Source organism: Nannocystis pusilla (assembly GCF_026626665.1).
Taxonomy (GTDB): Bacteria; Myxococcota_A; Polyangia; order Nannocystales; family Nannocystaceae; genus Nannocystis; species Nannocystis pusilla.
Genome location: NZ_JAPNKE010000002.1, coordinates 5,570,774 through 5,583,938, shown reverse-complemented (window position 1 = coordinate 5,583,938; position 13,165 = coordinate 5,570,774). Strand labels below are relative to the sequence as shown.

The following is a 13,165-nucleotide window of genomic DNA, read 5'->3' as shown; positions in this document are numbered from 1 at the left end:
GGCCGGGATGCACACCCGGCCGCACCTCGTCCTCTCGCGCTCCGCCCGCTGGCTCGGGCTCGCCGCCGCCGTCTCGCTGGCGGCCTCGCCCGCTCGCGCCGACGAGGGCCAGTGGATGCCGGGCCAGATCGTCGAGCTCGACCGCGCCAAGCTGAGCGGGATGGGCCTCGAGCTGCCGCTGGAGCAGCTGTGGAGCAACAACACCGGCCTGATGCGCGCCGCGGTCAACCTCTCGGGCTGCTCGGCGGCGTTCGTGTCGGCCGAGGGACTGATCGCCACCAATCACCACTGCGCGCACGGGGCGATCCAGGCCGTCAGCAGCGTCGAGCACGACTACATCAAGGACGGCTTCCTCGCCCGCACGCGCGCCGAGGAGCTGCCGGGCAAGGGTCTGACGGTGCGGGTGCTGGAGCGCATCGACGACGTCACCGCGGAGGTGCTGGCCGGCGCGGCGGACCTGAGCGACGACCGGGCGCGAGCGCAGGCGATCGACCGCGCGCGCAAGCAGATCGTCGACACCTGCGAGAAGCCCGGCGGCGGGCTGCGCTGCGAGGTGGCGGCCTTCTACAACATGAGCCTGTTCCAGCGCTTCACCTACCGCGAGCTCCGCGACGTGCGGCTGGTGTACGCGCCGCCCTCGGCGATCGGCGAGTTCGGCGGCGAGGTCGACAACTGGATGTGGCCGCGGCACACCGGTGACTTCACGCTGCTGCGCGCCTACGTCGGCCCGGGCGGCGAGCCGGCCGACCGCGCCGACGCCAACGTGCCGTACAAGCCCGACGTGTGGCTGCCGGTGGCGCACTCCGGGGTCAAGGCCGGCGACTTCGTGGCGGTGCTGGGCTACCCCGGCAACACCGAGCGCTACCTGCCGCTGTCGGAGGTCGAGCGCTACGAGTCGCAGATCTTCCCGGCCCGCATCGACATCGTCGGCGAGTGGGTGGCGATCCTCGAGGAGCTCGGCGCGACCGACCCGGCGCGCGGGATCAAGGTGGCGGCGACCAAGAAGAGCCACGCCAACCGGCTGAAGAACGCCCGCGGCATGCTCGCCGGGTTCGCGGCGATCGGCCTGCTCGAGCGCCGCCGCGCCGAGGAGGCCGAGCTCGAGAAGTGGGCCCAGGACTCGGGCGACCGCTCGCAGCGCGAGGCGCTGCCGGCCCTGCGCAAGCTCAGCGAGGAGCGCAAGGACAGCTTCGCCCACGACTACCTGCTCGAGCAGGTGCCGCACGGGCCGAACCTGCTCGGCCTGGCGATCGACCTGGTCCGCCGCGCGCGCGAGCGGCAAAAGCCCGACCTCGAGCGCTCGGCGAGCTACATGGACCGCAACGAGAAGAAGCTGTGGGAGCGCCAGGAGCGGCGCCTCCGCGACTTCGACCCGGAGGTCGACGCGCACCTGCTGGCGTCGGTGATCGCCCGCGCGCAGGCGCTGCCGGCCGCGTGGAAGCTGGATGCCTTCAAGGACATGTCCCCGGAGCCAGCCGCGACGAAGCCCGCGGCGGATGGCGCGAAGGACATGGCCGCAAAGACAGGCTCCGGGCGCGAGCGCTACCTCAAGCAGGCGCGGCAGCTGATCGCCCGCACCAAGCTGCTGGGCGAGGGCAAGGCCAAGGCGCTGTTCGACGGCGCCGACCCGGCGGCGCTGGCGGCCAGCGGGGACCCGTTCGTGGCGCTGGCGCTGGCGCTGGCGCCGGCGATCGAGGCGGCCGAGGCGCGGGCCGAGACGCGCGCGGGCGCGGCCTCGCGGCTCGGGCCGGCGTACTTCTCGATGCTCCGCAAGGTCCGCTCCGGGCCGGTCTACCCCGACGCCAACGGCACGCTGCGCCTGTCGTACGCGTCGATCCAGGGCTACAAGCCGCGCGAGGGGCTGCTGGCGACGCCGCAGACGACGCTGACCGGGCAGATGGCGAAGGTCACCGGCGAGGACCCGTTCACGATGCCGGAGCGGGTGCTCGCGGCTGTCCCGAAGGCCAGGGAGTCGTACTGGGCCGACCCGATCCTCGGCGACGTGCCGATCGCCTTCCTGAGCACCGGCGACACCACCGGCGGCAACTCGGGCAGCCCGGTGATCAACGGCCGCGGCGAGTTCGTCGGCCTCAACTTCGACCGCGTGTGGGAGAACATCGCCGGCGACTTCGGCTACAGCGAGCGCTCCCGCAACATCGTCGTCGACGTGCGCTACCTGCTGTGGCTGCTCGACAAGGTCGAGGACGCCGACGCGCTGCTGCAAGAGCTCGGGGTCGGCGGGCTGCGCGTGGCCGGCGCCCGGGCGCAGGTCGGCGAGGGCACGCCGGGGCCGGCCGCCGCCGGGGCCGGGCCGGAGCGCGAGACCTGCCCGCAAGAGCGCCGCGGCTGCGGCTGCGCGAGCAGCTCGGAGTCGACGCCGTGGTGGCTGCTGGGCGGGCTGCTGTGCGTCGGGCGCCGGCGGCGGCGCTGAGCCTGGCTTCGAGGACAGCTTCGGCGTGCGCGCGGTGGGAGGATCGGCGTCGGCGAGCTGTCCTATAGGGCAGGTTCCTGGGCGACGGTGAGGCGCCCGCGCCATTCTGGGGCATGACCCCTTCGGTCATGCCCCACATGATCGCCGGGATCGCGGCGGCGATGGTCGGATGACATGTTCTTCAGGGCAGGTTGTCGAGCGAGCGCGGAGCGCCCGCGCAGCTCTTGGACATGTCCCTTCGGACATGGAGCGTGCGCGTCGGCGGGCTCGCGGCGGGCGGCGCTCGGATGGCATGTTCTTCAGGGCAGGTTGTCGAGCGAGCTTGAAGCGCTCGCGCAGCTCCTGGACATGTCCCTTCGGACATGGAGCGCGCGCATCAGCGGGTTCGCGGCGGAGCGGCGGTCGGATGACATGTTCTTCAGGGCAGGTTGGTGAGCGAGCGCGGAGCGCCGCGCAGTTCTTGGACATGTCCCTTCGGACATGGGCCGCCCCGGGTCGTCGCGGAGTTCGCGTCGCCGCCCCTGCGGGGCTCGGATGACGGTCGCGTCGTCGTGGCCTCGCGGCAGATCGGCCCGCCGGTCGCGGTGGGAGCGCGGGGATGACGGCCCAGGCGGGCGAGGGTTTCCACGGCCCGGCTCGTGGCCACTGCGGCGCCCGTGCGACGAGCGGGGGCCGATGACCTCGATCTGCCGCGGGTCCGGTTCCGTCCCGGTGAGGCGCCGGAGGCCCGCGAACGCGGCCGTATCGCGCGTATACAAGCTCGCGCGGATCCGGCGGTGCGTGCGCGCGTGCGGGCGGCCGCGGGCCTGCCCGGCTCGGGCCGCTCGCCGTGGCGGGGTTTTGGCGCTCACGCCGAGGGTAGGGCACGATCCAGGGAGGATGCGCGCGGCCGACGAGACCTACCGCCAGTGGTTGAGCTTCGCCTCGGGCAGTCGTTCATCGACGACCTCATGTCGCCCGACCAGGCGGTGGTCTGGCACGAGCTGTGTCGCGCCCTGCGGGTCGGGCCCGAGCCGGCCGGCGACGACGACGACGAGGAGGCCCTGGCCGCTCGCGGCGAGTCCCTCGAGACATGTCTCATCAGCCATGGCGAAAAGGGCATGTCGCCGCTGTGGGCGGTCGGCTCGACGCGCGCCGGCGGGTGTACTCTGGTGCAGGATCTATTGCTCGGGCTGTGCGGGCCGGCCGGCGCGGGGGCGCGGGGCCGGGTGGGTGACGTGCTGCCGGTGCCGCTGGTGATGTGCGGGCGGACGGTCCGCGGGCCGCTCGGCATGCTCGGCATGGATGTCCGCTGGGACAGCTGCGAGACGGTGGGCGAGGCGCTGGCGCGCTGGTGGGCGCTGGTCGAGCACGACGTGCGGCGGGCGTTCGCGCCGGGGTTCGCGGCGGCCGACCTGCAGGCGGGCCCGGTTCGGCCGCTGCTGCTGATCGCCGGGCTCGACGAGCTGCCGGAGGCGACGCGCGCGGCCGTGGGGCGGTGGGCGGCGGAGCTGTGCGCGGCGGGGGCACCTGTCCTTTTGACCACGCGCTCGGCCGAGGTGCCGGAGCTCGAGCAGCTGCGCGCGGCGGGGTCGCTGCGGCGGGTCCACCTGCAGCCGCTCGCGCGGCCGGCGATCGATCGCTTCGTCGACCGCTGGGTGAAGCTGCCGGGGGCGTTCGAGCCGGCCGCGGCGGGGCGGGTGCGGGCGGCGATCGACGGCTCGCCGGCGCGGCGGGCCCTGGCGCGCCGCCCGGTGACTCTGGCGATGCTGACGGTGCTGCTGGCCCGCACCGAGGTCGCGCCCGACTCGCTCGAGGCGCTGCAGCGGCAGCTGCTCGCGGTGCTCGAGCCGCAGCGGCCGGCGCACCGCCTGCTCGTCGCGCGCATCGTCGCCGATCGCGACAGCCCGATCGCGGCGTTCGAGCGGGCCGAGTGGGTGGCGCCGCTGGTCGCCGCGGCGGGGGTCCACGATCACCCGGAGCTGGGCGACGCGCTGGGCCGTGACCCGGCGCTGGCGGACACGGGCGCCGAGGTGCTGCGCGCGGCGGCGCAGGGCTGGGCCGCCGGTGGATGCCCGATCGCGGCGGTGCAGTCGCTGGTGCCCGCGGGGCTCGTGGCGCTCGCGGCCGGCCACGTCGGCGACCGCGACGATGCGATGGCGCGGCTGGTAGTGTTCGGTCAGCGCGCGGGCTGGTGGCGGCCGGAGCACGCGTTCGTGCTGCACCGCGGGCTGCCGGGGCGCGAGCGGCTGTTCGAGATCGAGGACGCGAGCATCCGCCCGCGGCCGCTGTTCACGGCGCTGGCGGGGCTGCAGGAGATGTGGGGCACGTTCGCGTTGCCGCTGCTGCGCGCCGCGCCGCTCGGCTACCTGCTGGCCGAGGGCGGCGCGGCCTGCCCGGTGACGACCGCGGCGCTGTTCGCCGAGACCCCGCCGCCCGAGGTGCGGACGGTGCGAGATCTGTTCCAGCGCGCCCTCCTGCTCGAGCTGGCCCTCGTCAGTCTCGCCGCCGACGACGAGGCGCTGCAGCGCGAGGTGCTCGAGGTCGTGCTCGCCCGCGATCAGGACCTCGACGCGGCGCTCGACCGGGCCCTGCTCGCGGAGCTCGGCGAGACCCGCCCGCCGGGGCCGCGCAGCGCCGGCAACCTGAGCCCGCGGCTGCTCCACATCGACGCGGCGCTCGAGCTGGCGAGCCGCCTGACGCCCGACGGCGCGCCCGAGCTGGCGCGAGACCTCGAGCTGGCGCGCGCGCGGGCGGCGACGGAGCACGAGCCGCGGCTGCAGCGCCTGGCTGCGTTCGTGGTCGTCATCCTTTTATATGCGATCGACCGCCGGCTGGTGCCGACGCGCACGGAGATCCGGCGGAACGATGTCTCCGCGCTGCTGCTGGCGCTGACGCGCCCGGAGACGGTGGCGGCGGCGTTCCCCGAGGAGCGCCGGGGGCAGATCGCGGCCGAGTGGCAGTGGGTGGCCCGGCAGTCGTGGGCGCCGCAGCGCGTCGCGGAGATCTTGCTGCTGCACATGCCGGATGCCGTGTCGCTGGCGCCCGAGCGCGTGCTGCCCCGCTGCCACGCGTGGTTGCGCCACTTCCTCGGCGCGACGACGGAGCGCGGGGCGCTCGAACATGACGGCGGCGAGAGGCCGCGCGCCCGCAAGTGACGCGGGCGGCGACGAGTGCGCGAGCGCCTCGGCGGTGACGATCGGCCGCGCAGGACCTCGGCGCTCGCGGCCGCGGCAACAGGCGCGGCTCGGCGGAGGTTCGGCCGCGAGGGGCTCCCGTATTGCCGGCCGCGGCAATGCGCGCGGTCCCGCAGAGGCGGCGACAAAAAGCACGAGACATCGGCGCTGCTGGCGTGGCGAGGCGCAGATCCGCAGAGTCGCGGCCGCGAGGCACGCGAGGTTCGGGCGCGAGACATCGGCGCCGCTGGCGTGGCGAGGCGCAGTTCCGCGGAGTCGCGGCCGCGAGAGGCGCGAGGTTCGGGGCGCGAGACATCGGCGCCGGTGTGTGAGGCGCAGATCCGCGGAGTCACGGCGGCGAGGGGCGCGAGGTTCGGGGCGCGAGACATCGGCGCCGGTGTGAGGCGCAGATCCGCGGAGTCGCGGCGGCGAGGGGCGCGAGGTTCGGGGCGCGAGACATCGGGGCGCCGAGGGGGAGGCGCAGACCCGCGGTGGCGAGGGGCGCGAGGTCGGGGCGGTGGTGACGGAGGCGCGGCCGCGAGGTGCGCGAGGCTTTGCGTGTCACTGCTCGTCGCGCGTGAATCGATCGACCGTGCGTCGCGGTGGCGACGACGCGGCGCGCGGAAATGTGCCGCGGTGCGTCACGCGGTGTCTCGCGAGGACGTCATGCCACGCGCGGGGGTGCGCGGCCTCGCCGGCCCGCGGGATAGGCAAACCCTGGTATGGTGCAACCCTGGCCGAAGGCCCTGACGCGCGCCTCTGTGTGCGGGCAGGCGCGGCGCCGGTTAGGGCAGGCACGAGGCATCCGATGGCAGACACATCTTCGCGTATCCCCGATGAGCAGGGCTTCGACAGCGCGGCGGCGGCGGTCCGCAGCGAGCCCGAGCGGGCCGACCGCTGGGACCAGGTCGAGGCGCTCGGCGAGCCGGAGCGCGCCGCCGCGATCGCGGCGCTTTATCGCGAGATCCTCGCCAAGCAGCTTACCCCCGCCGCGGCCACTGTCGTCGGTCAGCGCGCCGTGGCGTTCTTCGAGGAGTGGTTCCCGGGCGACGAGGCGGCGCTCACCGAGGTGCTGCGGCGCGTGCTCGCGGTCCAGCCCGGCGACGGCTGGGCGTTCCAGCGGCTGACCGGGGTGCTCACGTTGAACGAGCGCTGGAGCGAGCTGCTCGCGCTGTACGACCAGGTCCTCGCCGCGGGCACGCTCGACGAGGCGCGCCGGATCGGGATCCTCGAGGAAGCCACCGACATCGCCCGCGACTTCGCCGGTCAGCCGGACCACGCGGTCGACTACATGCAGCAGCTGCTGGCGCTGCGCCCGAGCGACACGCGGCTCGAGGCGGCGCTCGAGCGCCTGCTCGAGAAGCAGGCCCGCCACCGCGACCTGATCTCGCTGTACAAGCGGCGCATCGGCCTGCAGGGGCGCGAGGCGACCGCGGGCTTGCCGGTCAAGATCGCCGAGCTGTGGCTCGATCGCCTGGCGCAGCCCGGCGAGGCGCTCGAGGAGCTGCGCGGCCTGCTGAAGGACGACGTCGGCAACCGCGAGGCGTGGGCGCTGCTCGAGCGGATCCTGGTGCTCGATGAAGCATCGACGGCGGTGCGCACCGGGGCGCTCGATCTGCTGCGCACCAGCTACGACGCCGCGAACCTGCCCGAGGAGGTGATCCGGATCCTCGGGGTCGCGCTCGGGTTCGCCGAGCCGCAGGCGGCGATCGGGCTCCACCGCGAGCTCGCCGAGCGGCTCGTGACCGCGGGCCGTCCGGCGGCGGCGATGGAGCACTACGTCGCGGTGGTCGGCGCGCTGCCGGGCTCGGAGAGCGATCACCGGCGGCTGCGTCACCTGGCGGAGCTGCACGGCGAGCACGCGCTGCACGTGAAGGGCCTGGCGGCCGCGGCCGCGAGCGAGGCCGACGCGGGCAAGCGCGCGGCGCTGTGGGCCGAGGCGGGGGATGTCCACCGCGAGTCGCTGGCCGACGACGTCGGCGCGATCGGCCTGTACCAGCAGGTGCTGGGCGAGCCGCAGGCCGACCGGGCGCTGGCGCTGCGGGTGGCGCGGCTGCTCGACGTGCTGCTGGCGCAGACGGGGCAGGCGGCGGAGCGGCTCACCGTGCTCGAGCGACTCGGCGAGCTCGAGTCGGGGCCGACGCAGACGACGGTGCTCGGCGAGGCGGCCAAGCTGGCCCTCGGGTCAGGTGACGCCGAGCGCTCGCTGAAGAGCTGGCGCGCCCGCCTGGCCCTCGACGCCGAGGACGCCGAGGCGCTGACCGCCGCGATCGCGGTGCTCGAGGGCCTCGGCCGCTGGGGCGAGGTGGTCGACGTGCTGCGCCAGCGCGCGGGCGGGCCGGTGCCGGAGCACCAGCGCCGCGCCGACCTGGTGCGGGTGGCGGAGATCCAGGCGGAGCACCTGGCGGACCTGGCGGGGGCGATCGTGACCTGGCAGGAGATCGTGCGCGGCTTCGGCGAGTCGGAGCAGACGGTCGAGTCGCTGGCGTCGCTGTTGGCCGAGGTCACGCGCTGGCCTGACCTCGCGGACCTGCTCGATCGGGCAGCCGGTCGCGGCACCGCCCGCCTGGCCGACCTGTCGACGCGGCTCGGCGACGTGTGCCGCACGCAGCTCGACGCGCCCGGTCGCGCGGTCGCCTGCTACGACACCGCGCTGACGGCCGACCCGGCCCACGAGGGCGCGCGCGCCGGGCTCCTGGCCACGCTCGAGACCGAGGCCCGCGCCGGCGCGGTCGAGGTGCTCGGCAAGCTGTACCGCGGCCGCGGCGAGTGGGCCGACCTGGCGGCGATCGTCGACGCACGCCTGGCCGCCGCCGAGGGCGACGCGGTCAAGCAGGTCGACATCCTGCGCGAGACGGCCCGCCTGCACGAGGCGCACACCGGCGACAAGCCGGCCGCGGTCGCCGCGCTGGCCCGAGCGTTCCCGCTGGCGCCGGCCGACCGCTCGATCGAGCGCGATCTTCTGCGTCTGTCCGAAGGGACAGGTGATTTCGCGCCCGCGGCGACCGCGTTCCACCAGGCCGCGGCGGCCCCGATCGCCGGTGAGCCGCACCGCGCGACCGAGCTGCGGCTGTCCGAGGCGCGGCTGGCCGAGCACAAGCTGGGCGACGCGGCGCGAGCGCTGGCGGCGTATCAGGCGGTGCTGTCGGCGACCCGCAGCGACGCCGAGGCGGTCCGCGGGGCGATCCGCACCGCCGCGGCGGTGGGCGACTTCTCGGCCGCCGCGCACGCGCTGCTCGGGCAGATCGTCGGCGACCAGAAGATCGACGACGCCACCTTCGCTCTGGTCGAGGGCCTCGCCGGCGAGCACGCCGGCTGGGACCGCCTGACCCTGTCCCTCGAGGCAGCCGCCAACGCGGGCAAGAGCTCGCTGACTCCCGAGCTGTACGCGTTCGTGGCGGCCCGCGTGGCCCAGTGGCACCGCGACAAGCGCAGCGACGTCGCGGCCGCCCGCGAGGCGTTGCTGCGCTCGGTGGCGGCGCAGCCCGGCCACCGCGAGCGGCTGCGGACCCTGGCCGACCTGCAGCGCGCGGCGCCCGAGCCGGCGCTGATCGACACGCTGCTGGCGCTCGACGGGCTGAGCGAGACCGACTTCGACCCGCTCTACGAGGCCTCGGAGCTGGCGCTCGGCCTGCTCGGCGACACCGACATCACGCGCGACATCCTCCAGCGCCTGCTGGGCCGCGCGATCGCGCTGTGGAGCCGCGGGGTCGCGACCACCGGCGCGCGCAGCAACGACGTCTGCGTCGGCTGGTCGGCGCAGAAGCTGTCCCAGCTGCACGAGCAGGACGGCGACCGCAAGGCCGCGGCCGAGCTGCTGGCCAAGGTCTCGACCTTGCCCTTCGACCAGCCTGTCGCTCAGGACATGCGCGTTCGGGCAGCCGCGATCTTCACCGAGCTCGGCGACCGCCAGCGGGCGATCGGCCTCTACGAGGTCGCGCTCGACTCGAACCCCGACGACCTCGCGGTGCTGCGCCTGCTCGGCCCGCTGCTGCAGGCGGAGGAGCGGTTCCCCGAGCTGCTCAAGCTGCGCAAGCACGAGCTGTCCAAAGAGCCAGACGCGGCGCGCCGGCTCGAGCTGCGGCTGGAGATCGCGCGGCTGGTCGGGGTGATCGAGCAGCGCGGCGGGCGGGTCGAGGCGCTGCGCTCGAACCTGCACGACGACCCCAGCCACGACCCGTCGCTGGCGGCGCTGACCGAGATCCTGGCGGACAAGGCGAGCCCCGACGAGCTGGCGAAGTTCCTCGGCGAGCACGCGGCCCGGCTCGAGCAGGTCGACGACAAGCCGCGCGCGGTCCGGCTGTGGACGCAGCTGGCCGAGCTGGCGGAGCGGCGGATCGGCGACGTCGAGCTGGCGCTGTCGAGCCACCGCCGCGCCGCCTCGCTGGCGCCCAACTTCCACAACCTCGACGCGCTGGCGCGGCTGCACGTGGCTCGCAACGAGCCGGCCGAGGCGGTGCCGTGGCTGACGGAGCGGCTGGTCCGCACGCCCGAGGGGGCCGAGCGCACCGACATCGTGCTCGGCCTGGCGAGCGCGCTGCTCGGCGCCGGTCGCAACGTCAAGGCGATCGAGGTGCTGACGCGGGCGGTCAGCGATCACCCGGCGGAGGCGCGCACGCGCGACCTGCTGATCAAGCTGGTGCGCGAGGCCGGCGACTGGGAGCGGCTGGCGTCGCTGCTGCAAGTCGCGGCCGAGCACACCGAGGATCGCGAGGTGGTGCTGGCGTTCCTCTACGAGGCCGCGGCGATCGTGCGCGACCGCCTCGGCGAGCTGGATCGGGCGATCCCGGTGCTCGAGCGCCTGCACACTCTGGTGCCCGACGACCGCGGCGTGCTGGCCTACCTGGCCGACGCGCTGGTCAGCGGCGAGCGCTGGGCCGACGCGCAGGGGGTGCTCGAGCGGCTGCTGGCCGACTTCGGCCGCCGGCGCCCGCCCGAGCGCGCGCGCGTCCACTACAAGCTGGCGCAGGTGGCCCGCGCCCTCGGCGACACCAAGGCGGCGGTGGCCCAGCTCGAGCTGGCGACCGCGATCGACGTCGGCGACGTCGCCAGCCTGCAGCTGCTGGCCGAGCTGTCCCGAGATACAGGTGACCTCGCCCGCGCCGAACGCAGCTACCGCGCGCTGCTGCTGGCCGCGCGCCGCCGCGGCGTCGACGGCGACGAGCGCCTGATCGGCATCGCCGAGGCGCAGTACGAGCTGAGCCGCCTGGCCGAGGGCCGCGGGCAGACCGACCTCGCCCAGGAGCTGCTCGGCTCGGCCATCGAGGCCGCGCTGCAGGACGACCGCGAGGCCCGCAAGCTGCAGCGCGCGCTGCGGAGCCGCGGCGACGCGCAGCTGCTGGTCCGCGTGCTGCGCTCGCGCCTGGCCGCCGCGCAAGATCCGGCGGCTCGCGCCAGCGTGCTCGGCGACCTCGCCGACGCGCTCGACGCCACCGGCCAGGCCGAGGAGGCGCTGGGCCTCAAGCTCGAGGCGCTGCAGCAGGACCCCGGCGCCGCGGCGCTGCAGCAGTCGGCGGCCGAGCAGGCCGCGCGCCTCGGGCAGAGCGCGCGCTACGTCGACGCGGTGCTCGGCCTGGTCGACCGCGCCCGCCGCAAGCAAGACGCCAATCTGCAGGCCGACCTGCTCCTTCGGGCAGCCGACATCGTCGAGCGCGAGCTCGCCGACCACCCGCGCGCGGCCGAGCTGTACGGCCGCGTCGAGGCCGGCGGTCAGCGGGTCGTCGAGGCGTGGCTGGGCCTGGCGCGGATCGCCGCGGCCCGCGGTGACACGGCGCGGCAGGTCGAGCTGCTCGAGCGGATCACCAACGCCCCCGACGACGCGATGTCGCCGGAGGTCCGCGCGCGCGGCCTTCGGGCTGGCGGAGATCCACCTGGCCGCGCCCGAGTCGCGCGACGCCGGCGTGGCGGCGATGCGGCGCGCGCTGCAGACCGAGCCGCGCCTCGACCTGGCCGAGCCGGTCCTGCGTCGGGCCCTCGCCGCGGCGCCCGACCACAAGGACCTCGGCGAGCTGTACGAGCAGATCGTGCGCAAGCTCGGCGATCGCCAGGCGCTGCTCGCGTGGCTCGAGCAGAAGGTCAACGTCGAGGGCATCGATCCGCAGGTCGCCGAGGACGCGTCCAACCTGGCGCTCGAGCTCGGCGAGACCGAGCGCTCGGAGAAGCTGCTGGTCCGCCGCATCGAGCTGGCCAACGGGCGCGAGGGCAACGGCAAGTCGATCGCCGAGACGTACTTGACCCTGGCCGAGCGGCGCAAGGCCGCCGGCGACCTGCGCGGCGCGGTCGACTACCTGCGCGAGTCGGCCGCCAGCCTGCAGCTGCCGCGGACCTTCGAGCTGCAGCTCGAGCTCGCCGGCCTCGCCGCGGGGCAGGCCGATCAGCTGACGCTGGCCGCCGAGGTCTACGACGACCTGCTGCTGCAAGACCCGAGCAACAAGGGCGTGTGGGGGCCGCTGATGGCGGTCTACCGCAAGCTCGGCGACGACGCGCGGCTGCAGCAGCTCGTCGAGTCGACCCTGCCGAGCCTCGCCGAGGTCGGCGAGCGCAATCAACTCCGGCTCGAGCTGGTCGAGGCGCTGCTGCAGGGCAGCGGCCACGAGCAAGAGGTGGTCCGCCTGCTCAAGGACGTGCTGATGGAGGAGCCCGGCCACAAGCAGGCCGAGGCGCTGCTGGCCGAGGTGTTCGAGAAGACGGGCTTCGACTCCGAGCTGGTCGAGCTGCTGAACCAGCAGATCTTGACGGCCCAGGGCGCCGGCGACAGCGAGGGCGTGATCGCGGCCTCGCTGCGGCTCGGCGACCTGCTGCGCAAGACCCAGCCCGACGAGGCGCTGGCGGTCTACCGCAGCGCCCTCGACTTCGCGCCGCAGAGCCGGGCGCTGATCGAGGCGATGCTGAGCCTGGTCGACGGCGAGCACGACCCGCGCGAGCGGGCGGAGATCGGCGAGCGCCTGCTGGCGATCGAGACCGGCGCGGCGGCGGTCCGCCTGGCGCTCGACGTCGCCGGCCAGTACGACAAGCTCGGCGACCGCGAGGCCACGAGCCGCGTGCTCGAGGCCGGCTACAAGGCGTCGCCCGACAGCGACGCGCTGCGCGAGCGGCTGGAGGCGTGGTACCGCGAGCGCGGCGAGTTCGAGCGCCTGGCCGAGCTGCTGGTCGCCTCGGCCGACCGCGCGATCGACCCGACCAAGTCGGTCGGGCTGCTGCGCGAGGCCTCGTCGATCTACGTCGACCAACTGATGGACGCGCAGAAGTCGGCCGAGGTGCTGCGGACCGCGGTCGCCGTCGACCCCAACGACAACGAGCTGCTGCGCGAGTTCATCGGCCGCCTGTGCGACACCGGCGAGCACGCCAGCGCGGTCGAGGAGCTGACGAAGGCGATCGACTGGCGCCCGCTCGAGGAGGACGTCCAGGTCGAGTTCCTGCGCCGCCGCGCCGAGCTGCGCATGATCATCGGCGACGAGGCCCGCGCCTCGGCCGACCTCGAGGAGGCCTACGGCCTGGTCGGCGCCGAGCTGATCCCCGACCTCATCGACGGCCTCGAGCGCTGGCGCAGCGCGGCGGCCAAGCGCGGCGACCGTGAGGG

Annotated in this window: 3 protein-coding genes; all 3 read left to right on the top strand. The window is 74.9% G+C overall.

Going from position 1 to position 13,165, the window contains the following annotated elements:
- Positions 1-7: 7 nt before the first annotated feature.
- The 3 genes from OV079_RS24770 to OV079_RS24760 all read left to right on the top strand — a co-directional run bounded on the left by OV079_RS24770 (position 8) and on the right by OV079_RS24760 (position 13,162).
- Positions 8-2,431, top strand: coding sequence for a S46 family peptidase (locus OV079_RS24770; RefSeq protein ID WP_267771322.1), 2,424 nt, complete (start codon positions 8-10; stop codon positions 2,429-2,431).
- Between the two features lie 908 nt (positions 2,432-3,339).
- A complete protein-coding gene (locus OV079_RS24765) occupies positions 3,340-5,568 on the top strand; it encodes a hypothetical protein (RefSeq protein WP_267771321.1) in 2,229 nt (742 codons plus the stop codon).
- A gap of 826 nt (positions 5,569-6,394) precedes the next feature.
- Positions 6,395-13,162, top strand: a complete 6,768-nt coding sequence (locus OV079_RS24760; RefSeq protein WP_267771319.1) for a tetratricopeptide repeat protein — start codon at positions 6,395-6,397, stop codon at positions 13,160-13,162.
- Positions 13,163-13,165 lie beyond the last annotated feature (3 nt).